The sequence below is a fragment of the Aeromonas sp. OTU364 genome, from assembly GCF_038440395.1.
GTDB lineage: Bacteria > Pseudomonadota > Gammaproteobacteria > Enterobacterales > Aeromonadaceae > Aeromonas.
Genome location: NZ_JASATR010000010.1, coordinates 92,424 through 116,018, shown reverse-complemented (window position 1 = coordinate 116,018; position 23,595 = coordinate 92,424). Strand labels below are relative to the sequence as shown.

Annotated in this window: 20 protein-coding genes; 8 read left to right on the top strand and 12 right to left on the bottom strand. The window is 65.8% G+C overall.

The genetic code is table 11. The features are described from left to right. Positions 1-244: 244 nt before the first annotated feature. Positions 245-2,119: a diguanylate cyclase gene (locus tag AAHB08_RS11945; RefSeq protein ID WP_342059027.1), complete on the bottom strand. Its 1,875-nt coding sequence runs from the start codon at positions 2,117-2,119 to the stop codon at positions 245-247. 188 nt (positions 2,120-2,307) lie between these two features. On the opposite strand from AAHB08_RS11945, the gene AAHB08_RS11940 reads away from it, so the two are divergent. Then, positions 2,308-3,312, top strand: a complete 1,005-nt coding sequence (locus AAHB08_RS11940) for a sensor domain-containing diguanylate cyclase (RefSeq protein ID WP_342059026.1) — start codon at positions 2,308-2,310, stop codon at positions 3,310-3,312. Between the two features lie 24 nt (positions 3,313-3,336). On the opposite strand, the gene viaA is transcribed toward AAHB08_RS11940, so the two are convergent. Both viaA and AAHB08_RS11930 read right to left on the bottom strand, forming a co-directional pair. Next, the gene (viaA, locus tag AAHB08_RS11935; RefSeq protein ID WP_319914274.1) at positions 3,337-4,791 is read right to left on the bottom strand and encodes an ATPase RavA stimulator ViaA; all 1,455 of its coding nucleotides are present in this window, start codon (positions 4,789-4,791) and stop codon (positions 3,337-3,339) included. Between the two features lie 88 nt (positions 4,792-4,879). Beyond that, positions 4,880-6,487 (bottom strand): ATPase RavA domain-containing protein, encoded by a 1,608-nt coding sequence (locus tag AAHB08_RS11930; RefSeq protein ID WP_342059025.1) that lies wholly within the window; start codon positions 6,485-6,487, stop codon positions 4,880-4,882. A 223-nt stretch (positions 6,488-6,710) separates the two neighbouring features. On the opposite strand from AAHB08_RS11930, the gene AAHB08_RS11925 reads away from it, so the two are divergent. Both AAHB08_RS11925 and rimI read left to right on the top strand, forming a co-directional pair. Continuing rightward, on the top strand, positions 6,711-7,145 hold the full coding sequence (locus AAHB08_RS11925) for a hypothetical protein (RefSeq protein WP_342059024.1): 435 nt from the start codon (positions 6,711-6,713) through the stop codon (positions 7,143-7,145). Positions 7,146-7,243: 98 nt separating this feature from the next. Further along, positions 7,244-7,693 carry a ribosomal protein S18-alanine N-acetyltransferase gene (rimI, locus tag AAHB08_RS11920; RefSeq protein ID WP_342059050.1) on the top strand — a complete coding sequence of 150 codons (450 nt, stop codon included), beginning with the start codon at positions 7,244-7,246 and terminating at the stop codon, positions 7,691-7,693. A 77-nt stretch (positions 7,694-7,770) separates the two neighbouring features. Here rimI and AAHB08_RS11915 read toward each other — a convergent pair whose 3' ends face one another. After that, positions 7,771-8,313 carry a hypothetical protein gene (locus AAHB08_RS11915; RefSeq protein ID WP_139439684.1) on the bottom strand — a complete coding sequence of 181 codons (543 nt, stop codon included), beginning with the start codon at positions 8,311-8,313 and terminating at the stop codon, positions 7,771-7,773. A 180-nt stretch (positions 8,314-8,493) separates the two neighbouring features. On the opposite strand from AAHB08_RS11915, the gene AAHB08_RS11910 reads away from it, so the two are divergent. Next, entirely contained in the window at positions 8,494-10,284 is a 1,791-nt protein-coding gene (locus tag AAHB08_RS11910; RefSeq protein ID WP_202047864.1) for an AMP-dependent synthetase/ligase, read from the top strand. 75 nt (positions 10,285-10,359) lie between these two features. Here AAHB08_RS11910 and AAHB08_RS11905 read toward each other — a convergent pair whose 3' ends face one another. The 4 genes from AAHB08_RS11905 to AAHB08_RS11890 all read right to left on the bottom strand — a co-directional run bounded on the left by AAHB08_RS11905 (position 10,360) and on the right by AAHB08_RS11890 (position 13,925). Then, positions 10,360-11,574, bottom strand: a complete 1,215-nt coding sequence (locus AAHB08_RS11905) for an aldose 1-epimerase family protein (RefSeq protein WP_342059023.1) — start codon at positions 11,572-11,574, stop codon at positions 10,360-10,362. 238 nt (positions 11,575-11,812) lie between these two features. Continuing rightward, positions 11,813-12,505: an aspartate/glutamate racemase family protein gene (locus AAHB08_RS11900; RefSeq protein WP_342059022.1), complete on the bottom strand. Its 693-nt coding sequence runs from the start codon at positions 12,503-12,505 to the stop codon at positions 11,813-11,815. Between the two features lie 118 nt (positions 12,506-12,623). Then, positions 12,624-13,214: a LysE family translocator gene (locus AAHB08_RS11895; protein ID WP_139439688.1), complete on the bottom strand. Its 591-nt coding sequence runs from the start codon at positions 13,212-13,214 to the stop codon at positions 12,624-12,626. A gap of 114 nt (positions 13,215-13,328) precedes the next feature. Further along, the gene (locus AAHB08_RS11890; protein WP_139439689.1) at positions 13,329-13,925 is read right to left on the bottom strand and encodes a LysE family translocator; all 597 of its coding nucleotides are present in this window, start codon (positions 13,923-13,925) and stop codon (positions 13,329-13,331) included. 116 nt (positions 13,926-14,041) lie between these two features. Between AAHB08_RS11890 and AAHB08_RS11885 the strand changes: the two genes are divergently transcribed. The 3 genes from AAHB08_RS11885 (at position 14,042) to AAHB08_RS11875 (ending at position 17,708) form a co-directional block, all read left to right on the top strand. Beyond that, positions 14,042-15,415: an aminotransferase-like domain-containing protein gene (locus tag AAHB08_RS11885; protein WP_342059021.1), complete on the top strand. Its 1,374-nt coding sequence runs from the start codon at positions 14,042-14,044 to the stop codon at positions 15,413-15,415. A gap of 29 nt (positions 15,416-15,444) precedes the next feature. Then, a complete protein-coding gene (locus AAHB08_RS11880) occupies positions 15,445-15,909 on the top strand; it encodes a hypothetical protein (RefSeq protein WP_342059020.1) in 465 nt (154 codons plus the stop codon). Positions 15,910-16,079: 170 nt separating this feature from the next. After that, positions 16,080-17,708, top strand: a complete 1,629-nt coding sequence (locus AAHB08_RS11875) for a hypothetical protein (protein ID WP_342059019.1) — start codon at positions 16,080-16,082, stop codon at positions 17,706-17,708. Positions 17,709-17,745: 37 nt separating this feature from the next. Here AAHB08_RS11875 and AAHB08_RS11870 read toward each other — a convergent pair whose 3' ends face one another. The 3 genes from AAHB08_RS11870 to AAHB08_RS11860 form a co-directional block, all read right to left on the bottom strand. After that, positions 17,746-19,059 carry a sodium-dependent transporter gene (locus AAHB08_RS11870; RefSeq protein WP_342059018.1) on the bottom strand — a complete coding sequence of 438 codons (1,314 nt, stop codon included), beginning with the start codon at positions 19,057-19,059 and terminating at the stop codon, positions 17,746-17,748. A 435-nt stretch (positions 19,060-19,494) separates the two neighbouring features. After that, a complete protein-coding gene (locus AAHB08_RS11865) occupies positions 19,495-20,808 on the bottom strand; it encodes a sodium-dependent transporter (protein ID WP_319916992.1) in 1,314 nt (437 codons plus the stop codon). A gap of 209 nt (positions 20,809-21,017) precedes the next feature. Then, complete coding sequence (locus tag AAHB08_RS11860) at positions 21,018-21,857, bottom strand: isopenicillin N synthase family dioxygenase (protein ID WP_043128396.1); 840 nt, start codon at positions 21,855-21,857, stop codon at positions 21,018-21,020. A 200-nt stretch (positions 21,858-22,057) separates the two neighbouring features. On the opposite strand from AAHB08_RS11860, the gene AAHB08_RS11855 reads away from it, so the two are divergent. Further along, positions 22,058-22,621 (top strand): DUF2799 domain-containing protein, encoded by a 564-nt coding sequence (locus AAHB08_RS11855; RefSeq protein ID WP_106884903.1) that lies wholly within the window; start codon positions 22,058-22,060, stop codon positions 22,619-22,621. A 37-nt stretch (positions 22,622-22,658) separates the two neighbouring features. Here AAHB08_RS11855 and AAHB08_RS11850 read toward each other — a convergent pair whose 3' ends face one another. Further along, complete coding sequence (locus AAHB08_RS11850) at positions 22,659-23,480, bottom strand: Cof-type HAD-IIB family hydrolase (protein ID WP_342059017.1); 822 nt, start codon at positions 23,478-23,480, stop codon at positions 22,659-22,661. Between the last annotated feature and the right edge of the window lie 115 nt (positions 23,481-23,595).

Genomic DNA, 23,595 nt, shown 5'->3' with positions numbered 1-23,595 from the left:
TTCTTCTATTGAGCGGCGGCCTGGAGCCACCGTGGGAATAAATGCGGGACAGCACCTTGGGATCAGGGCTCCCATGCAGACAACGACGCCACTCAGCCGGGTCATGGAACCCGCCGGTGGAAAAAGGAGGAGCGCTGCGTTACATGGGCCTTCTCGCCTGAGTCAAAGCAAAATTGCGCGACATTATACCCGCGCGAGTGAAAAATACCCAGCCCGGCATGAGGGGCTGGAGGGCGGTTCGGGATCAGGCCGCCTTCACCACCCGGTTGCGCCCCGCCAGCTTGGCGCCGTACATGGCCTCGTCGGCCCGGCGTATCAGCTCCCCGAGATTGTCATCCTTTGCCCTGTACTCGGCACAGCCTATGCTGACGTGGATGGGGTGATCCTCAGGCACCCCCTCGATGACGAGGCGGGAGACGGCAATCCTGACCCGCTCCGCCACCTCGGCCGCCTCCTCCAGACCGGTGTCCGGCAGCAGCACCAGAAACTCCTCGCCGCCGTTGCGCCCCACCCTGTCCAGGCTGCGCACCTGCTCCTCGATGCACTGGGCCACGGCGGTCAGCACCTGATCCCCCACCTGATGGCCGAGCTGGTCGTTGACCTTCTTGAAGTGATCTATGTCCAGCAGCAGCACGCACAGGGGCTTGCCGCTCGCGCGCGCCTGGGCGAACCATTTGCGCCCCTTGGCCTGGATCTGGCGCCGGTTGTGAATGCCGGTCAGCTCGTCCGTCATGGCGAGGTGCTGCATCTTGCGGGTACGGCTGCGCTGATGGAGCACCAGTACCCCCATGATCAGCAGCGACAGGGCCACCACCAGATATTGCCAGTAGCGCCGCTCCTGCAACTGCTTGAGCTTCTCCGCCTGCAACTGCTGCTGGGATCTGAGGGTCTGGTTCTCCAGCTCCTTGCGCGCCAGATCGAACTCGAAGCGCATCTGCAGGGCCCGCTGCTCCCGCAGCCGCTGATCCAGTGCATGACGGGTCTGCACGAAGGCCTTGAGGCTGGCCAGGGCCTCCCCGATCCGCCCCTGATGCTCCAGCACCCGGGCGCGTACCTCGTGTACCCAGGCGAGGAAGCGCAGGTTCTGCTCCCGGGCAAAAATCGGCTCGGCCTCGTCCAGGTGCCGCAGCGCCTCGGCCGGCTTGCCCATGGCATCCAGCGCGGTGGCCATGACGATGTGCCAGTGGCCCAGGGTGACGCTGTCCGCCCCCTCCCCCTGCTGCAGCAAGGTGGCGGCCTGCTCCAGCTTGGCCATGGCTTGCGCCGTCTTGCCCTGCCTGAGCAGGATGGTGGCCAGCTCTATCCTGCTCCAGGCCAGCACCCCGTCCTGCCGCTGCGCCTCATAGTAGCGCTCGGCCTCCACCATCAGGGGCAGCGCCTTGTCGTACTCGCCCGTGTCCACATAGAGCAGCCCCTGCTGGGTGTGGATATCCACCAGCCGCTCCTGATCCCCCAATGTCCGGTAGTCGTGCTCCAGCTCCTGGAAGTAGCCCTCGGCCCGCTCGAAGAGCCCCATCCGGCGATAGGCATTGGCGATCCTGGCCAGCACCTCCCGCCCCTTGTTCTCCAACCCTAGGGCCTCGTAGCGGCGATGGGCATCGATAAGCTCCATCAGCCCCTCGGCCAGCTCCCCCTGGTAGGAGTACATCTCCCCCCGCAGGTTGAGGATGTCGGCCCGTTGCCGCTCATCCCCCAGTCTGCGCGCCAGGGTCAGGGCTGCGTCGTAATCCTGCCGCGCCTCGTCCATGTTGCCGAGCAACTGCTGATGATAACCGCGACAGGCGAGCAGACCGCTCTCGGCGACCCTGTCCTTGCGGCTCTTCACCTCTGCCAGCGCCCGATCGGCAAACTGCACGGCGCGCAGGAACTCCTCGTCCCGCTCGCTCGGCTGGGCCCAGCACTGCAACCGGGCGATGCGACCCTGCACCTCCGGCGGATAGGCATCGACATGGGCAACCAGGGCGGCGACACGGTCGCGAAACACCTGCAGGGGCGGGGTATCATCCTCCAGCTGCTGCAACTCCCGGGACAGCGCGGGCTCGGTCAGCCGGGGAGACACCGCGAAGGCGGGTGTCACTCCCAGCCATAACAGCAGGCTAACGCCCATCAGGATCTTCATGCTGATTCAGTCTCCCCGTTCGATGGCCCGGACGCCGTGCCCGCCGCCTCAATCATATCCCTCCTTGCCATGGGCGCACAGCCACGGCATGCATTGCCCTGTCAGCGCTCAATCCTGCTATCTCATTCTTTACAGAAGGAAAGTCTGCATCGACTATAAGCGAACTGACACAAGGGAAGGGATGATGAATGACCTACGAGGAGCTGCGGGAGGCTTACGACAGGTTGTTGCTGGAGAACGAGCGCCTCAAACGCATCGCGGATGACGCACGGGAGAAGCTGGATGCCGCCATGGACGGCACCGGCCTGTGCATCTGGCAGAACCATGTGCCCACCGGCAAGCTCATCATCTTCAACCGGCGCTGGGGATCCATGCTCGGCTATCAGCCCAAGGAGCTGTCTGCCCACTTCGACATCTGGCGCGAGCACCTGCACCCGGAAGACAGGGAGCGGGTGCTGCAGGCCTTCTTCGACCACCTGGAGGGCAAGAGCCCCTTCTATCAGGTGATGCACCGGATGATCGCCAAGGATGGCAAGACCACCTGGGTGCTGGATCGCGGCCGGGTGGTGGAGCGGGATGCCCAGGGCAACCCCATCCGGGTGATGGGCACCCATATCGACATCACCCACGAGAAGGAGTACGAGCAGCAGCTGGCCCAGCTCGCCCACCGGGATCCCCTCACCGGCCTGCTCAATCGCACCGCCCTGCACCGCCAGTTCCCGCAGGAATACCAGGCGATCTGCTTCATCGATCTCGATGACTTCAAGCAGGTGAACGACAACCTGGGCCACCGCGCCGGGGACGAGCTGCTGGTGGCCCTCAGCCAGCGGCTGCGTCACTGCTGCGGCGAGGAGGTCAGGCTGGGTCGGCTCGGGGGGGATGAGTTCGTGCTGCTGCTGCCCTGGCCGAGCGAGGATCCCCGCACCAGCCACCTGGCCCGTCAATGTGTCGACACCATTACCACCCCGTTCGAGCTGCCCAATGGAGAGGCGGCCGTGGGCATGAGCATGGGGATAGCGGCCATTCGGCCACAGGATGACTTCAGCACCGCGCTGGCCCGGGCCGATCAGGCCATGTACAGGGTCAAGCGCAGCGGCAAACGGGGATTCTATATCGCCAGGCCGAGCGGCCAGCCGCTGCTGGATCAGGATCAGATCAGCGAACGGGGCCTCTACCACAGGGTCGACATCTGACACCGGAGCGGCGCCAGCCCGCCCCTAGCCGCGTTGCCAGCGCCTGAGCAGGCGGCCCCGCAGACCGCAGTCCAGCAACCAGCTGTTGTCGAACACCCGCAAGATGGCCGACTTGGCATGCCTGGACATGGCGACGGCGTGGAAGCGGGTCTGCTGTGTTCGCCGCCGGTTCATCCGATCGAGCAGGGCATGGGGCAGGCTCTGGGCGATGAAGTCGGAGATCACCAGCACGTCCGCCCTGGCAAAATCCGGTTGATCCAGCTGCACCAGCGCCTGCTCGAGGCAGGGCACCAGATCGGTGCCGCCGTGGAAACTCATGGAGAGGAAGCGCTCCGCCTTGTCCAGCCCGGTGTCTGCGGTGATCTCCAGGGTCGCCACCTCGGTGGAAAATAACATTAGATAGCAGCCCCGCTTCTCGTCCATCGCCAGTTTGAGCAGGGCCAGGAAGAGCGCCTTGGCGCACTCCTCCGGATAGCCCCCCATGGAGCCCGAGGTATCGACGCAGACGATGAAGGGGCCCCGCGGCTGCACCTCCTGCCCGCCCTGCTCCGGGGAGCGCTGCATCAGGCGCTGGCGCGGCAAGGTGCCCCGCGACTGATAGCTCAGCAGGCGCCGCTCCAGATAGCGGCGATAGAACTCCAGCTCCAGCTCCGGCAGGGCCAGCATCACCGCCTCGCTCGGCAAGAGGCGCATCAGATCGCTGGCCGGGTGCACCCCCACCAGATCGTCAGGCACGTCGTCGGTCTGCACCTCTTCCAGCTCGTGCATGGGCACGGGGGGCAGCGTCCGGGCGTCGGTCCGCCGATCCCGCTCGCTGCGCCCCAGCAGGGCCGCTATCTCCCCCAGCAGGGGTTCGCGCTGCAACATGCGGGCATATTGCTGCACCAGCACCAGGCTGCGCTTGTGCCAGCTGCCCTGGGCCAGATCCCAGAGCCCCCCGGCGGAGATCTGGTGCGGATCCAGGGCATCGGCCAGGGTCCGGTTCGCCAGCAGCTGATCCTCTATCTCCTGGCGCTGCTTCTCCCGCTCCGCCTCGGCGATCTGCTGCTGCAACTGCAGCAGGCTGCCCACCAGGCTGGCCCGCCACTTCTCCACGAACAGCTGACGCAGCCCCTCGGTCGGCTGCACCATGATCTGGCGCACCAGGCTGCGGGCATCCCCGGCGAAGGGGCTGTGCTGCTCCAGCGCCTCAAGCAGGGCCGGCAGCCGCCCCACCAGCTCGGGCAGGGACAGCAATCTGTGGGCCTGATAGAGCAGGTACTCCTGCTCCAGCGCCACCGGCACCGGCTTGTGGCGCATCTCCTCGCCGAGCTGCTCGCTCCAGCTCTGGATGCGTTTTTTCAGCAGCTTGCCCTGCAGCGGGGAGCGTTTGAGAAACTCGGAGATCTTGGGGGTGGAGGCCAGCAGCAGCGCCATCTCCCCCGCCAGCTCCCCCTCACCGATGAGGAGCCCCAGATCCATCATGCCGATCTCTAGCATGGGGACTCCCTATGCAAGGGACGCACGGCGCCATGCTGCCGGTGCGGCAGGCGGCCAAGGGCTGGTGGCGGCGTCAGTCCGGAGCGCATCAGGCATCCAGCCCGGGCAGGCGATCCCGCCACTGCTGCAGCTCCTCGCCCAGCCGTTCCAGGTCCCGGTTCAGCACGAAGAAGCTGTCCTCCACCTGGCGCAGCCAGTGCTCCCCGACAAACAGGTGGGGCTGGTGACGATCGAACAGGCTGCGCTGCCCCTTGAGGCTCTGCTGCACCCGGACAACCTGGCTCGCCAACTCACCGAGCTCGGCCTGCCAGGGGGCCGTCACCACCTCGGGGATGGGGGTTCGCTCCACCAGCACCAGGGGCACGGGCTGGCGCTGGACATCCAGCACCTGCAGCCGCAACTGCTCGTCCAGCACCAGCTCGTAGTGCCCCTCCTTGGGGTTGCCGAGGGGCCAGCCCACCAGCGCCTCCCCGGTGGGGTGCCAGTGGGAGAGCAGGGTGCGATCGAAGGTGAGGGTCTCGGTCAGGCGATCGGGATCCCCCCCATCCAGGGGCGCCGGGGTGAGCAGGTGGAAGTGCACCTGCTTGCCGAAGGGTTTGGCGTTGGCCAGCGGCAACTCGGTGCCGCGGGCGCGGCGGCCGAACCACTGCTTGCGCTTGACCGCCTTGCAGCCGAGTCGCTGGGCAACCGCCCCCTTGAGTTGCTTGAACCGCTCACGCAGGGCCAGCAGCTCACGGGTCAGCACCAGTTGCTGGTAGCCGTAGAGGCGGGAGAACTCCCCTATCATCTCCAGCAAGGCGGTGCGGGAGGCCTCGTCGTGCCAGAGGCAATCCTTGAACAGCAGCAGATCCAGCGGGGCCACTTCGTCGCGGCCGTTGAAGAAGGCGCTCGCCTTGATGAGCCTGACCGCCTTCTTCCAGCGCCGATCCGACACATAGCAGCCGTGGCCGAGCTGGCTGTCGAGCTGCTGGCGCAGCTGGTAGATGAGCTCGAAACAGGCGTCGGGCAGGCGCACCTGCTCGATCTCCTGCTGCCAGGCCTCGTACTCCTCCCCCCGGATCTGCACCGAGGGAGTCAGGTTCTGGTGGGATTGGCCATCGCTCGCCAGCATGGCCTGGAAGTTGGATTTCTCCTGCACCCTGTCCATCCAGATCCGCACCAGCATGCGATCGTAGAGCGCCTCCAGCCCGCTGTCCGGGGCGGGCAGCTCGTTCGAGGCGGTCACCAGCAGCCGCATGGGAATGGGGTGCTGGCTGTCGCCGTTGCGGAACTGCCGCTCGTTGATGGCGGTGAGCAGGGTGTTGAGGATGGCCGGGCCCGCCTTCCAGATCTCGTCGAGGAAGACCACCTCGGCCTCCGGCAGGTAGCCGTGCGTCAGCCTCAGGTACTTGCCATCCTCCTTGAGCGCCTGGATGGAGAGGGGGCCGAACACCTCCTCCGGCGTGCTGAAGCGGGTCATCAGGTATTCGAAGTGACGGGCATCGTGAAAGGCGAGCTTGAGGCGCCGCGCGATCAGGCTCTTGGCGATGCCGGGGGGGCCAAGCAGGAAGACGCTCTCGCCACTCAAGGCCGCCAGCAGGCCGAGCCGCAGGGCGTCCTGGCGCTCATAGAGCCCCTCCCCGAGGGCAGCCAGCAGCCGTGGCAGGCGCTCATGGATGGGGGTGGCACGAACAGTATTCTGGGCTAAAGGCGGCATAGGCACAGTTCCGAAGCTGGTATTGTCATGGTGTCCACGGGGTCCGGCCTCAGGCCCCGCCTCACTGTCATGGTCTGTTGAATCTGGTCATCCCGCGGTCGGGGTCGGGACAGCACGGCCCCGGCGGGACAATCCCGGCACGCAAGGGGGTGCAGCAAAACCTGCGAGAGTGTACTCTGCGCATCAGAATTTACCCCAACGCAGATCAAGAGTGAGCCTTCGCATGCAAGATCCCCTGCTGGACCCACTGCGTCAGCGCATCCTGGCCCGGATGGGCATCCCCCTCTGGCAACTGAGAGCCCGGGGCCTGCCAGACCAACCGGCAGACGCTGCGGCAGCCCGGCAGCCGCAGGTGACCCCGGCGGCAGAGGATGCGGCGACCCCACACCAGCCGGTGGCGGTGCCGACCGGCAAGCTCTGGCTGCAGGCCGAGGCGCTGCCCGCGCCCTCTTTGCTCGGGGACATCTGCCAGTGGCTCGGCATAGGCACGGACGAGGTATCCTTGCTCGGCGAGCTGCCCGAGGGGGTGACGCCCCCCCTGCTCTGGCTGACGGCCCCGGATCCGCGCTGGCCCCATGCCCTCGTCTGCCCGCTCAAGCCAGGCCCGGCGCACAAGCGCGCCCTCTGGCAGCAGTGCCGGCAGCGCCAGCCAGGTTGAACCGGCCAGCCGCCAAGATCCTTGAAGCCACGACCATGGCATGACCATGCCGTCCGTCGCAAGTCCGAATCCCGTCCGGAGTAACCATGTCTGACCTCTTGCCCAGCTTTCGTCCCCTGCTCGAATCCGATTTCGATGCCATCTATCCCATAGAGCGGGCCGCCCACCAGGAGCCCTGGAGCCAGGCCAACCTGCTCTCCTGCTTCGGGCTGCGCTATCTCAACGGCCTGATGCTGGTGGAGGGCCGTCCCGCCGGTTTCTATATCTCGGATCTGGTGGCGGGAGACAGCTCGCTGATGAACATCTGCGTGCACCCCGAGTTTCAGGGCAAGGGGCTGGGTCGGGCCCTGCTCAAGGAGTATCTGGCCCGCAGCAAGGCGAAGGGGGCCGAGGCCTGGTTCCTGGAGGTGCGGGCGGGCAACCGTACCGCCATCGGCCTCTACGAGAGCGAGGGGTTTGCCGAGTATTGCCGCCGCACCGACTACTACGGCACCGGCCAGGATCGGGAGGATGCCGTGCTGATGTCCCGCCTGTTCGACTTCGGCTAAGAGACCGCCCGCAACAGACAAGGGGGCCGTGCAGCCCCCTTGTCGTGTCTACCCTCATCCCGCTCCCCAGCCGCCCCTCAGGGCAGGGGGGCATTGTCGATGGCGGGATCCTCCAGGCTGAGGGTGACCCTCAGCACCGCCTCGAAGGCGGCCCCCGAGAGCGGCATGAAGAAGCCGCGCCCGTAGGTGACCCCTGGCATCCAGATCTGCTGGATATCCACCGCCACCTTGATGGGCCGAAGCGGCTCCCCCGGTCGCTGCACATAGATGCCGGGGGCGGTCGCCACCTGGGGGAAGCGCCGCAATATGTGCTCGCTGCCATCCCCCGCATCCGGGTTGAGCCGCACCTTGGCCAGCCCCGCCAGGGCGGACTGCATCTCGGGGGCACGCCAGAGCTCGCTATCGAGCGCCTTGCAGCGTCGGCATTTGGCGCGCTCTATCACGTAGAGCAGGGGGTATCCTTCCCTCAGCGCCAGCCGCTGCGCCTGCTCATAACCCTCGGCCCCGCTCAGCCAGGGGTTGTCCTGCCCCTCGGATCCGCCAAGGAGGAACCAGAGTGCGCCGGCTCCCGCCAGCAGCAACAACATGCCCGTCAACAGACTCTTGACCCCGATCCCCATGGCGCACCTCCCTGAATGAATCCGACCCTTGCCCTTATCATGCCTGACTCTCCCCGAGTTGACGACTTTGTGATCCAGGACAAATGGCGCACACTTGTAAGCTGTAATGTTAGAGTTTAAACTCCAGCCCCGATTTTAGTGCCCCTGCGGGCGCACAACTGTTACTTGAGGATGATTTAGATGTCGCAGCTTCATCTGGTTAGAGTGATGCGTGAGCGTATTGCCCGCCTTGGCAACAAGGCCGCCCTGCGCGTCCAGCAGGATGGCCAGTGGCGCGCCATCGGCTGGCGCACCCTGGGCCAGGCCATGGACTACTGTGCCCAGGCGCTGATCCGCGCCGGCCACCAGCCCACCGAGATGGTCGGCATCTATGCCCGCAACATGCCGGAGTGGACCCAGGCCGATCTCGGCATCCTGGCCGCCCGTGGCGTCAGCGTGCCCATCTACCCCACCAGCACGCTGGATCAGCTGCGCTACATCGTAAAGGATGCCGGCATCAAGCTGCTGTTCGTGGGGGAACAGCCCCAGTTCGATCAGGCGCTCCTGCTGCTCGAGAGCGGCGAGATCAACCAGATAGTCACCCTGGACGGCACCGTCGATCTGCGTGGCTGCGAGCAGGCGAGCCACTTCCAGAGCTTCCTGGTCTCCGGCAACCATCAGCCGAGCGAGCAGGCGCTGAGGGAGCGCGAGCAGCACTACCGCATGGACGATCTGCTGACCCTGATCTACACCTCGGGCACCACGGGTGAACCCAAGGGGGTCATGCTCGACTTCAACAACATCGCCGCCTGCTTCGAGATGCACGATCGCCGCCTGGATCTTGGCGAGCAGGACGTGTCCCTCTGCATGCTGCCGCTGAGCCACGTGTTCGAGCGCGCCTGGAGCTACTACGTACTCTATTGCGGCGCCGAGAACGTCTATATCCGCGATCCGCAGAAGGTGATGGAGGTGATTGGCGAGGTGAAGCCGACCGTGATGTGCGCCGTGCCGCGTCTCTACGAAAAGGCCTACGCCATGATCCAGGCCAAAGTTGCCCAGGCGCCGCGCCTGCGCCGTGCCCTGTTCGGCTGGGCCACCGGGGTTGGCAAGCGGATGGTCGCCACCCGCCAGGCGGGCAAGTCCGCCTCCCCCCTGCTCTACCTGCAGCTGGCCCTGGCCGAGCGGCTGGTGTTTCGCAAGCTGCGTGCCCGCTTCGGCGGCCGCACCCGCTTCCTCCCGGTGGCGGGCGCCCGCCTCGCGGATGACGTCAACCTCTTCTTCCAGGCCATGGGGCTCAACCTCAAGTACGGCTACGGCATGACAGAGACCACGGCCACCGTCTGCTGCTACGAGGAGAGCCAGTTCAAGCTGGGTTCCATCGGTACCGTCATGGAGGGCATAGAGGTCAAACTCGGGGAGAACAACGAGCTGCTGGTGCGCTCGCCCACGGTGATGCGCGGCTACTACAACAAGCCGGAGGCCACGGCCGAGGTGATGACGGCGGATGGCTTCCTGCGTACCGGCGATGCCGGCGAGCTGGACGACGAGGGCAACATCTACTTCACCGAGCGCCTCAAGGAGCTGATGAAGACCTCCAACGGCAAGTACGTGGCGCCGCAACTGGTGGAGGGGACCCTGGGCAAGGATCGCTTCATCGAGCAGATCGCCATCGTCGCCGACGCCCGCCACTTCGTCTCGGCGTTGATCGTCCCCTGCTTCGAGTCCCTGGAGGAGTACGCCCGCTCCATCAACCTGCAGTACCAGTGCAAGACCGAGCTGCTGCGCCACTCCAAGGTGGTGGAGTTCTTCGAGGCACGGATCGCGGATCTGCAACAGGAGCTGGCCAAGTTCGAGCAGGTGAAGAAGTTCACCCTGCTGCCGAGCGCCTTCTCCATGGAGCTCGGGGAGATCACCCCCACCATGAAGCTGCGCCGCAAGATCATCGAATCCAAGTACCAGAGCGAGATAGAGGCCATGTATAGCCATGTCTGAGTCCAGCTACGGCTGATCCCTCATCTGGCATGAAAAAGCCGCTCATGGAGCGGCTTTTTGCTGTCTGCCTGTGACTCAGGGCAGCTTGACCAGAGGCTGCTCCCGCAGCTCGGTGGGGCGGCCGTCCTGGATCTTCTCAACCTGGGCCAGGGCCTGCTTCACCTCCTCCCCATTGCGCAGCAGGCGATAGGTCAAGTCGAAGGTCTTGGTCTCCCCAGGCTGGATCTTGGGCACCAGCCCCAGCGGACGCTGGTACTTGGTGCTGTAGGCATAGCTGGTGCCTGGCTCTATGCCGGTCACATAGCCCTGGGCCCGGGTGTCTGTGTTCTTCCACAGGGTCAGCACAGGCAACTGGTGCGTGTTGTAACCCACCGCCACCCCGACGCTGCCCGCCTTGTTGTTCAGCACCGCCAGGGTATTGCCCTCGGCATCGCTGTAGGGCACCAGGTTGAACACCATCTCGTCGAAGCCCTTGGTCGGCCCCAGATAGGTTTGCCAGCCCTTGAGCCCCCCCTTGGCGTAGTCGTTGAACGGAGAGATCTGCTTCACCGGGGTGCTGACGCGCGCCCCCTCCTCCAGGATGGGGGCCCCGAAGTTGCCGTGATAGATGATCTGGTACTCGTTCTCGTAGTCGGCGTGGTTGGTCAGCTTGTCCTGCAGGGCAAATTCCGCCTGACCGGGCACTACGCTCAGCTGGGTCCAGGTGACCAGCTCGCTCATCTTGAAGGTGCGCTCGTCCACCCGGCCCCGCACGTGAATGGCGTAGGGCGGCTCCTCGTCCACTGTCACACTGACCACGGACGCCGGTATGTTCTGCACCCGGCCGTGCAGGCTCTTGAGGCGGCCATCGTCATCCACCCCGGGGTGACCGGTCCACTCGTAGCCACAGCGCACCAGCATCTCGTTGAAGCCATCGAGCCAGCCGAGACCGGCGCGGCTCTCCAGATCGATGAAGGCCGGGTTGACCACCTCCTTGACCGGGGAATCCCAACCCAGGCGCAGATCGGCCCCTTTGACCTCCTTGATCCCCATGCCACGGGTCGGCACCAGGGTGATCTTCATCACCCCGTTGTCGACGATGAGCAGATCCACCCCCTCCTGGCGCCCGCCGTGCAGGCGCCTCTTCTCGATGGAGAAGGGGACCGGGCTCTTGATCCCCAGCTTGTCGCTGGTGATCTTCCAGTCCCCTACATCCAGTCCCTGCTGGGCGTCGGTCAGCAGGAACTCGGCGGCCTGGCCCGCGGTGGTGCCCAAGGCGAGCAGCACGGCAATGGAGAGTCTCTTCAACATGGCTTTATCCTCGTGTCTCTTGTTTTTGGTGATAGCTGAATCGTTTCAGTTATCGAAAACTAGGCGCCCGACGCACCAGACTCAAGAGTCAAAAGGGGGAAATGTGAGCCGTTTGACAATAAAAGCGTCGATCGGCTTGCTGAAGTGAAGGCTGACTCACAGTCAGGATCGGGGGGATGAGGGGAAAGAAAGAGAGGAGGCGCCGCAGCGCCTCCACGGGATCCTGTCTCTCCCTGCCCTACTCCAGCGCCCACGCCACGGCGGCGTCGGCGTGAATGGCGGTGGTGTCGTAGAGCGGCACGGCGGCCTGGCACTCCCCCACCAGCAGGGCGATTTCGGTGCAGCCCAGGATCACGGCCTGGGCCCCGGCCCGGGCCAGATCGGCGATGATGGCCAGGTATTCGGCCTGCGACGACTCGCGAATGTCGCCGAGGCAGAGCTCGTCATAGATGATGCGGTGCACCCGCTCCCGCGCGGCGTCACCGGGCACCAGCACCTCCAGCCCGAACTGCGCCTCCAGCCGCCCCTTGTAGAAATCCTGCTCCATGGTGAAGCGGGTACCGAGCAAGCCGACCCGGGTCACCCCGTCGGCCAGCAGGCGGCGGGCGGTGGCGTCGGCGATGTGCAGCAGCGGGATCTCGATGGCGGCGGCGATCTCGGGCGCCACCTTGTGCATGGTGTTGGTCCCTATCATCAGGAAATCGGCGCCACCGGCCTGGAGTGCCCGGGCCTCGGCCGCCAGCAGACGGGCGGTGGCGGGCCAATCACCGGCATGTTGCAGCCGCTCTATCTCGGCAAAATCGACGCTATTGAGCAACACCCGTGCCGAGTGCAGACCGCCGAGCCGCCCCCGCACGCCCCGGTTGAGCGCCTGGTAGTAGCTGACGGTGGACTCCCAGCTCATGCCACCCAGCAGACCGATACATTTCATTAGACCTCCTTGCCACCATGCTGGCACTGGGCGACGCGAGCGCCATGCCGCGCCGCCGGGGAAACAAAAAAGGCCCCGAAGGGCCAACAAGACAGCCGGTAAAGGCTCAGGCCAGGGCCTAAACCCAGATCATCAGCACGCAGGCCGCCGTGGCGATCCCCATGCCGAGGTTAAAACGACGCCAGCCTCTGGCGGTACGGATGAGGCGGCGCACCTGGGCACCGAACAGCACCCAGAAGGCCCCCGTGTAGAGGCCGGTCACGAAGAAGATGCCGAGCACCCAGCCGGCGGACGGCCAGTAAGCCTCCCCCGCCAGGGTGAAGCCGCTGATGGCGGAGAGCGCCATCATCCAGGCCTTGGGGTTGAGCAACTGCAACATGGCCCCCTGATGGGCCGGAATAAGCGGCCGGCTGCCATCCGCCGGGCCGCTGGCATTGGCCACCTTCCAGGCCAGCCAGAGCAGGTAGGCCGAACCCACCAGCTTGAGGCCGTCGTGCAGCAGCGGCACCTTCTCGAACATCACCCCCAGCCCCAGGGCCGTGGCCAGGATCATCAGGTTGATGCCCCCCACCACCCCCACCAGCAGGGGAATGGAGCGGCGAAATCCCTGAGCGGCCCCGGCGCTGGTGAGCAGCATGTTGTTGGGGCCCGGGGTGCCACAGGTGATCAGGGCAAAGCCCGCCAGGGGGAACAACCAGTTCAGATCCATCTCAATCTCATCCTTAGTACGGCAAGAGCGCGGCAAGCCTCCTAATATGCAGAGCCTCTGCCCTGACGACAAGGTCAGCAATGCATTTTCTTTGCATGAATAATCAGGCGCTCATTAATACCAGAGCATCACCACGCACAGGGCGGTGAGGGCCCCCAGGCTGCCATTGAGGCGGCGCCACCCCTTGTCCGAGTTGATCCAGCGACTGAGCTGATGACCGAACAGCACCCAGGCAAAGCAGACCGGCAGCCCCGCCATGGGGAAGACCGACATGATGCCCCACATGCTCGCCCAGTAGTCGCTCCCCGGCAGGCTGAACAGACTGATGGCGGAGATCCCCATCATCCAGGCCTTGGGATTGAGGAACTGGAAGCCCAGCCCTTCCAGCAGGGTCAGCGGGCGGGCGCGTCTTGCCGGATCCCCTGGGGCACCGGCCACCGCGATGCGCCAGGCCAGCCACAGCAGATAGAGGCTGCCGAGCACCTGCAGGCTCAGCTTGAGCAGGGGCCAGCGTTCGAACAGCGGATAGAAGCCGAGCGCCAGCACCAGTTGCAGCACGGGCTGGCCGACCGTCACCCCGATGAGGTGTGGCAGGGTGCGACGCACCCCGAAGTTGGCGCCGGATGCCGTCAGCATGAGGTTGTTGGGCCCCGGGGTGCCGCAGGTGAGCAGGGCGAAGCCAAACAGGGTGGCGTACCATTCGATGGTCATGAGGTGACTCCTTTCTCGCCACATTGTATCGGTACAATGTGAGCTATTTGGTTGTTAACAGGCTGAATATCACGCTATATTGGGGACAATATTGGATCAATGGATTTATTGTCACCATGACAATCTGGACGCCCGACCTCACCCCCTTCGAGGGGCCCCTCTACCTGAAACTGGTCAAGGCCATCGAGCAGGCCATTGCCGATGGCGCCCTGCCTCCCCAGACCCGGCTGCCCACCCACAGGGCGCTGGCGGACCGGCTGGGGGTGACGGTGGGCACCATCACCCGGGCCTACACGGAGGCCGAGCGGCGGGGTCTGCTGGCGGCCAGGGTGGGTCATGGCACCTGGGTCAGGGCCGCGGCGGATCCGGCCAACGAATGGGTGATCCGCAACGAGGACAATCACCGCATCGAGCTGTGGCAGAACCTGCCGGTGCAGCTGGACAGGGCCGCCATCATCAAGCCCATGCTGACCGAACTGGCGGACGGGGATCTCAACGGCCTGCTCGGCTATGACAAGGAGGCGGGGCGTGCCCCGCAGCGCCAGCTGTTCATCGACTGGCTCGCCGAGCAGGGCATCCGGGGAAGCGAGGAGAGGCTGCTGTTCAGCCATGGGGCCCAGCACGGCATCATGCTGGCCCTGCTGGCCACCGGCTGCGTGGGGGAGACCCTCTTCTGCGAGGGGCTCAGCTACCCCGGCATGCTGGGCAATGCGCGTCAGCTGAAGAATCAGGTGATGGGGCTGGCGATGGACGAGGAGGGGCTGATCCCCGCCGCCCTGGAGGCCGCCTGCCGCCAGCGGCGGGCCAAGCTGCTCTACCTGACCCCCACACTGCAGAATCCCACCACGGCCACCATGAGCCTGGCGCGGCGGGAGGAAATCGTCGCCATCGCCCGCCGCCACGATCTGCTGATCGTCGAGGACGACGTCAACGGCCTGCTGCCCGAGGAGATGCTGCCGCCCCTGGTCAACCTGGCGCCGGAGCGGGTCATCTACCTCGGCAGCCTGGCCAAGATCGCCTGCGGCGGCCTGAGGGTCGGCTTCGTGCTGACTCCCCCCGCCCTTCGCAACGGCTTCGCCCAGGCCATGCGGCTGTCGAGCTGGATGGTGAGCCCCCTGCTCATCGAGCTGGCCTGCAAGCTGGTGAGCCAGCGCCAGATCATGCCGCTCATCGAACAACAGCGAAAAATCCTGGCGCGTCGGGGGGAGCTGCTGCGCCACCTGCTGTCGGGGGCCCGCTGGCAGCCGGGTTCCATGCACGCCTGGTTGCCGCTGCCCGAGCCCTGGCGCAGTCAGGAGTTCGCCGAGGCGGCCAACGCCCTTGACGTCGGGGTTGCGAGCGGAGAACACTTTGCCGCCGGCCAGTTTGCCGCCCCACAAGGGGTGCGCCTGAGCCTGAGCCAGCCCGCCACCGACGCCCGCGTCGCCGAGGGGCTGGAGCGCCTCGCCGGGCTGCTGCGCGCGGCGCCGCCCACCAATCCCCTGCTATAGTCTGTGGCCCTGATCCCGAAGGAGTGACCATGCCGCCCGTCCGCCCCGCCCTGCTGCTCGTCACCCTGCTGCTGGGAGGCTGCGCCTCCCCCAGCCATCAGCAGCTGGGCCAGGCCCTGAGTGGCCTGGAAGGGGAGCTGACAAGGCTGGAGGAGGAGCTGGCCGCCATGAACGGGCTCCACTACCAGAAGGCCATAGACGCGCCCCTGGCCCTGCGCCGCTACCTGAGCGCCCCCTCCCCCACGGCGGAGGGCCTGGTGCCCGCCCAGAGCCGGCTGCAGGACGGCCCTCTGCTGCGCTACGACTACCGCCTGCCGGCGTCCATGACCCGGCTGCCCACGGACAACCCCTGCCTGCGCTACGAGTTCGAGCTGCGCCACCTCGGTCGCCTCGGCCAGCTCGAGCTCGCCTGGCAGGGGAGCGGCCAGCAGGGCAGCCAGCGCATCCACCAGCGCGACTGTCCCTTCTCCGCCAGGGGGCAGGGGTTGCAGTGAGGCCTGCCGACGCCGGGGCCCTGTCCGGGCTAAGTGTGCGTGAGCCTTGCGGCCCCGCCAGCTCACCACTGACCCAAGTGAGGTATTGACCCCGTCACGGCTCCCGGACGACAGTGGAGGCTACTTTTGAATCCAACCTCGCCACCCCAACCGGCGAAGGAGCGTCGAAGATGCAGATCCTCCTGATCGAAGACGATGCCATGCTGGGCTCGGCCCTCACCCAGGGGTTGAGTGACCAGGGGATGGCCCCCTCCCAGCTGCACCATTGCAAAGAGCTCGCCACCCTGCCAGCCCTGCTGCGCCAGCAGTCGTTCGATGCCATCCTCTGCCGCCAGTATCACCACCAGGCCCGCGAGGGGGTCCGCCTGCTGCAGGAGGCCCACCACCTGGGGCTGCTCACGCCGGGTTGCGTACTGCTGCTGCTGGACCATGACGATGATGCCGGCCATTATCCCCCCTCCGATCTCTATTTCGCCCTGCGCCTGGCTGTGCCCTTCACCACCGAGCAGTTGAGCCGCAGCCTGCACGAACTGCTGGCGCTGACGACCCTGAGCCGCCCCCTGGCGACGCCCATGGCCCTCAGGGAGTGGCGCAGCGCCTGCGCCCAGTGCGAGGATCTGCTCTACCGGCATGCCAGCAACAAGGCGCTGGGGCCGCAGATGGACAGGGTCAAGGGTTACATGCTGTTGCAGGAGCAGGATCACTTTCAGGCCACCCAGCACTACGCCATGTGCACCACGGAACACGACGCCTGGTGGCCGCGCAAGGGGTTGATCCTCGCCCTGCTCGGATTGAACCGGCTGGAGAGTGCCCGCAAGGATCTGGCCCGCAATCAGCAGAAGTTGCCCCCCGCCATTCATCAGGAGCTCTCCCTCACCTGCCTGCTGCACGAGGCGCAGTGGGAGAGCTCCTGGGACACCTTGACGGGATTGCTGCAACGCTGTCCCTGGCAGCCACAATGGCGCCAGACCGCCATCTTGCTGGCCCTGTTGCTCAAAGAGGAGGGGGAGGTGCTGGCCCAAGCCGACGACTTCACCCTGCGCTTCTTCCCCAAGCAGAAGTTTCGCCAGTCCGTCGAGCGCTGCATGCTGGATGCCACCCTGGCGGTGCTCTGGCATCCCCCGGTCGCGGCCAGGGCGCATGGACTGCAACAGGGTCTCGCGGATCTCGGCCAGCAGGCGGGCACCCTGCGGGTCCACGAGGAGGCCCTGCTACGCGCCCTGATGCTGGGGCTGGATTACCGCTTCGACGAGGCCCTGCTGCTGCTGGCCAAGCACCCGCCGGAGGCGGCGCGGGACCATCACCTCAACCAGTTGCTCGGCGTGGCCGTCAGCCAGTTCTGCGGCCTGCCCCACCACGCCCGGCGCTATCTGGCCCAGCTGGGCCAGTACCGGGGGCCGGTGGCGCAGAGCCCGCAGTTGCAGCGGCTGATCCGCCAGGTGGTCGAGGAGCTCCAGCGGCAGCTGGAGCAGCGCGAGCAGCACCTGGCCCAGTTGCGCCAGCAGCGGCAACAGGCCATGACGGCGGGCCAGCACCAGCTCGCCGTGCAGTGTGCCCTGACCCTGCAGGAGGCGTTCCCCGCCCAGGCGGGGGATGCCTGGCAACTGCTGACGCTGCTCACCCACTGCTGGCCCGCCGGCATGGCGGCCCCGGCGGTGGCACAACTGGTGGACAGGCTGGAGCTACGCCTCAACCACAGTGCCGCCTTCATGGGGCAGCATGCCGACGCCTGTCAGGAGACGCTGCGGCAGATCCGATCTCATCTGGCCCCCAGGCTTTCCCCCCTCCCACCCCGCTAGGGGCGGCCAGAGCCCAAGGGCCGCCACGGGGCGACGGCTAGATCAGACCCCGCACCAGGATCCCGCCGATCAAGAGCGGCGCCACCAGTCGCCAGCACCAGAGCAGGCACAGACGCAGGGTCGGGGAGAGCCCCCCGGGCAGTATGGTCTCCCCCAGCCGCCAGCCCAGCAGCAGGGTCAGCACCAGACCGAACAGGGGCATCATCAGGTTGGAGGTGAGGTAGTCCAACAGGTCGAAGATGGTCTTGCCAAACAGGGTGTAGTCGGCCCAGGGGCCGAACGACAGGCTGACCGGAATGCCGGAGGCCATGATCAGCAGGGTCAGCACCCGGCAGGCGCCACGGCGCGACCAGCCCCACTCCTCGCAGGTGAAGCGCACCAGGTGCTCCAGCATGGAGATGGAGGAGGAGAGCGCCGCCACCAGCAGCAGCAGGAAGAAGACCACCCCCAGCCCCTGGCCGAACGGCAGGTGGCTGAACACCGCGGGCATGGTCATGAAGGTGAGACCCGGGCCGGCGGTGGGGTCTATGCCGGTGGAGGCCAGCGCCGGGAAGATCATCAGCCCCGCCAGCACAGAGATGAGGCTCGCCAGGGTCACAACCCAGACCCCGGAGCGCAGCACCCCTTCGCTGCTGGGCAGGTAGGCGCCATAGGTGGTGTGTACCCCGAGCCCGATGGAGAGGGAGAAGAAGGCCAGCCCCAGGGCATCCAGCACGCTCTGGCCGGTCAGCATGGAGAAGTCCGGCAGCAGCAGCTGGCGCACGCCCGCCATGGCCCCCGGCATGGAGAGACCCACTCCCACCAGCAGCAGCATCATGATGAAGAGCGCCGGCATCATCCAGCGCAGCGCCCGCTCCACGCCCTTCTGGATGCCCCCCTGCACGAACCACCAGGTGAGCCCGGCGAAGACCAGATGGGTCAGCACAGGCCACCAGGGATGGCTGACATAGCCGTTGAACAGGGCGGTCAGCGCCGCGCCCTCGCCGAGGTTGAGCTTGCCCGCCACAGCCAGCGCCGCATAGCCCACGGTCCAGCCCCCCACCACGCTGTAGAAGCTGTAGATGAAGAAGCCGCACAGGATCCCCATGTAGCCCATCCAGCGCCAGTTAGGCCCCACCAGCTTGTGGAAGGCGCCGAGCACCCCGCGCTGGCTGCGGCTGCCGAGCAGGGTCTCACCCACCAGCACCGCCACCCCCAGGGTGAAGCTGAACAGCAGAAACACCAGCAGGAAGGCGCCGCCGCCATTGGTGGCGGTCACATAGGGAAACTTCCAGATGGCACCAAGGCCGATGGCCGTGCCGGCCGCCGCCAGCACATGACCGAGACGGGAAGACCACTGAACCTGGCTCATACAACCTCCGGGGAAGACAACATCGAATCGATACTCCATGGGTAAGTGCAACCTGGGTCGCAACGACCGGGTTGCAACAAAAAGGCCGCCCGGGGGCGACCTTTGCAATGAACATTCAGACTGAGTGCGCGTGCAGGGTCACCTCTCTTGCGAGCGGAAAAATCGACCAGTGAGGGCGATGAGGGGTGACATGCAGTGGGTAACCTGGACGCGAAAAAGGAGCCACAGCCTAAACCACGGCAAGAGAAGTTGACAGCCAATAGTCCATTTTTGCCCGCAAAACAGAATATTTATCAATTAAATGGCCGCTCTATAAATCAAAGTTTTGAAAAACCGCTATTTCGTGGATTTTTCGAGGCAGTCAATCCTGCCAGCGAGGATCCTCTCTCTGCCCGGACAACGGGCAGGCCCGGGGCCCACCCGCACGGCGGGAGGTTACAGCAGACCCCGCACCAGGATGCCGCCGATGAGCAGGGGCGCCAGCCAGCGCCAGCAGCCCATCAGCAGAGTCCGCCAGTGCGGTGCCAGCCCGGCGGGCAGCGCCCGGCGACCGAGCTGCCAGCCCAGCAGCAGCGTCAGGGCCAGCCCGAACAGGGGCATCATCAGGTTGGAGGTGATGAAGTCCAGCAGCTCGAAGATGTTCTTGCCAAACAGGGTCACCTGCGCCCAGGGGCCGAACGACAGGCTGACCGGGATGCCCCCCGCCATCACCAGGGCTGTGATGAGGCTGCAAGCCGCCCGCCGCGACCAGCCCAGGCCCTCGCAGACGAAGCACTGCAGGTGCTCCAGCAGGGAGATGGCCGAGGAGAGCGCCGCCACCACCAGCAGGGCGAAGAAGACCACCCCCAGCCCCTGGCCGAAGGGCAGTTGCTGGAACACCGCCGGCATGGTCATGAAGGTGAGGCCGGGCCCCGAGGCGGGATCTATGCCGGTCGCCGCCAGCACCGGGAAGATCATCAAGCCCGCCAGCACGGCGATCAGGCTCGCCAGCAGCACCACCCAGAGACTGGAGCGGCCCACCCCTTCGCTGGAGGGCAGGTAGGCGCCATAGGTGGTGTGGATGCCCAGACCAATGGAGAGGGAGAAGAAGGCCAGCCCCATGGCGTCCAGCACCCCGGACATGCCGAGCTTGCTGAAGTCAGGCATCAGGAAGTGGCGCACCCCGGCCATGGCATTGGGCAGGGTGAGGCCGAAGGCCACCAGCAGCAGGATCATGATGAAGAGGGCCGGCATCATCCAGCGCAGGGTGCGCTCCACCCCCTTCTGCACGCCCCCCTGCACGAACCACCAGGTGAGGGCGGCGAACAGCAGGTGGGTCAGCACCGGCCAGAGCGGATCACCGACGTAGTCGTTGAAGCGGGCGGTCAGCGCGGCGCCGTCCCCCTGTTGCAACTCTCCCGCCAGCGCCATGCCGGTGTAGCCCAGGGTCCAGCCCCCCACCACGCTGTAGAAGCTGAAGATGAGCAGGCTGCACAGCAGGCCCATGGCGCCGACCCAGCGCCAGCGCTTGCCCATCAGTTCCCCGAAGGCCCCCACCACCCCGCGCCGGGTCAGGCTGCCGAGCAAGGTCTCCCCCATCAGCACCGCCACCCCCAGGGTGAAGCTGAACAGCAGGAACACCAGCAGGAAGGCGCCGCCACCGTTGGCGGCGGTCACATAGGGGAACTTCCAGATGGCGCCGAGACCGACCGCCGAACCTGCGGCGGCCAGGATGTAACCGAGCCGGGATGACCATTGGGACTGCTTCATGGGAACTCCAATCGAGGGGCCCGCCAGCGGGGCCCGGAATGGCGCTCAGAGTACGCCCGGGGGCGCGCAATCACTCGGCGTATATTCGATATAAAACTCAGCTTTTAGCATCATTTGCCAATAAAATTCGGATAACCAACCAAACGTGCCACAAAATAAAAAACCGGAGCGGTTTGCTCCGGTTTGCTGTCTGATCGCCTCTGACGGGATTAGATGACCCCCAGCTCCCGCAGCCGCTCCATCAGGTAGCTGTGGGCGGTGTGGCGCTCGGAGAGCACCACGTCCGGACGGGGGTGCAGGAACAGCGGCAAGGAGATGCGGGACTTGGCGGCACTGCCGCCGGTCGGGTTGATGACCCTGTGGGTGGTGGAGGGGTAATAGCCACGGGAGGCCTCCTGCAGCATGTCACCTATGTTGATGATCAGGGTGCCAAAGTCGCAGGGCACGTCCATCCACTCCCCGTCCGAGCCCTTCACCTGCAGGCCGGGCTCGCTCGCGGCGGGCAAAATGGTCAGCAGGTTGATGTCTTCATGGGCCGCGGCGCGGATGGCCCCCGGCTCCTCGGTGCCGTCGAACGGCGGATAGTGCAGCACCCGCAGCAGGGTCTTCTGGCTCTCTTCGATCATGGAGGAGAGCGGGCAGCTGTAGTGGGCGGCGATGTCCGCCGGGGTGTATTGCTCCACCCAGGAGAGCAGCTCGGCGGCGAGATCGTTGGCGAGGCGGTAGTACTCCATCGCCTGCGCCCTCAGCTCTTCCGGCATCTGGCCCCAGGGGTAGAGGTGGAAGTACTCCTTGATGTCCTTCTGGGTGTTGCCCTTGGCCACCTCGGACACCGAGGGCGGGAAGTAGCCGTCCTGGGTCTCGCGGTTGAACAGGAACGCCTGCTTCTGCTCGCTCATGAAGAAGCGATACCAGTTGTCATAGATGGACTGCACCAGCTCCTTCGGGATGGGGTGGTGGGTCAGCACCCCGAAGCCGGTGGTGCGCAGGGATTCGGTGAAGCGCTCGGCCGCGTCGGGGGAGCGATAATCGACGGTCAGGACTTTCATTGTTTTTTTGTTACATGCCAGTTAAAAGTAGGCGCAGTTTACCCTGCCTCCCCCGGCAAGAAAAGGTTGCCGGAGGCCCGTTCGCAACGGCTTGAAAATACTGATAAAAACATCATGATGTCGGCCTGGTGCCGGGTGCTTGTCCCGGGCGGGCTTCCTCTTCTAGAATGCCCCACCATCATTGCTGTCGGAGCCCCTTCATGTCCCCCAAGATCCTGCTGTTGACCCTCCCCCTGCTGCTCGCCGGGTGCAGCTCCCTGTCGGAGGAGGAGTGCCGCGCCATGAGCTGGTACAACCAGGGTTATCAGGACGGGGAGCAGGGCAAGACCCGGACCGCCACCCGTGACTACAAGCAGACCTGCGGGGAGTACGGCCTCAGGGTGGACGAAGACGAGTGGCAGCGCGGCTACGCCAAGGGGCTGGAGCTCTACTGCATCCCGGAGCTCGCCTACAGCAAGGGGCGGGAGGGGAACGAGTACCTGGGGGTCTGCCCCAACGACACCAGCTTCCTCACCCAGTTCGAGCGCGGCCGCAAGGAGTTCCTGCTTGAGCAGCGCCTCGGCGAGCTGCAACAGGAGCTGGAGCGCACCGAGCGGACCATCTATCAGCTGGATCAGCAGATCCGGGGCGAGAGCGACAGCAAGCAGCGGGACTACTACCGGGCCCAGCGCGAGCGCGCCATCCGCCACTACGAAGGGGTGCGCCGTGACTACAACCGGATCCGCTTCCCGGATCGGGTGATCCAGTTCTCCTTCGGGAGCTGACAATCAAGGGGCCGCGCCGGCCCCTTTCTGTTGCCCCTCAGGAGGGCAGGACCCAGCGCTGCAGCGCCAGCGCTATGCCGTCTTCGTTGTGATCCGCGGTGACCCTGTCCGCATGGGCCTGGATCTGGGGCGCCGCATTGCCCATGGCCACCGCCAGCCCCACCTGCTCGAACATGCTGATGTCGTTGTTGTTGTCCCCAAAGGCCACCACGTTTTCCATCGCTATGCCCTCCCTCGCCGCCCACTGGGCCAGCCGGTTGCCCTTGCTGCACCCGGGCTGCACCAGCTCCACCGCATAGGGCGCCGCCCAGTCCTGGGTGAAGGGCAGATGCTGCACCACCTCCCCCACGAAGCGGTGCAGCAGGCCGGGATCCTGATTGAACAGCTCCAGCTTCCAGATGGGCTTTTGCAGCCAGCTGTCGATATCCTCGGCGGGCAGCAGGGAGACTTTGAGGTGATCCGGCTGGTTCGCCGACCAGTGCCGCATCCGCCCCACATGCTCCTCGCAGCCGAGATAGCCTATGCCTTCGTCGAGGTGGAACAGGGCGCCCATCTGCTGGGCCTGCACCTCGGCGAGCAGGCCGGTGAGCGGCGCCACCGCCAGGGGATCCCCGACCTGGATCCGACCCTGCACCGGATCATAGAGGTAGGCGCCGTTGCTGCAGATGAGGGGGGTGTCGAGGGCCAGTTCGTGATGGAAGGGACGGGCCGTCATGAAGTGGCGACCCGTCACCAGCAGCACCTTGATGCCGTGGGCCCGGGCCTGGGCCAGGGCGGCCCGGGTGGCGGACGAGATCTTGTGATCCCGGGTCAGCAGGGTACCGTCCATATCCAAAGCAATGGCCTGAAAACGACTCATATCACCTCCAAGAATGTCGAAACGAATGCGGCACCGTATAATCCCGCGTCCAGCACAATGGCTTGATAATGATTCATATCACCTCTCAGGACTGGGCATCGCGGGGCGCATATGA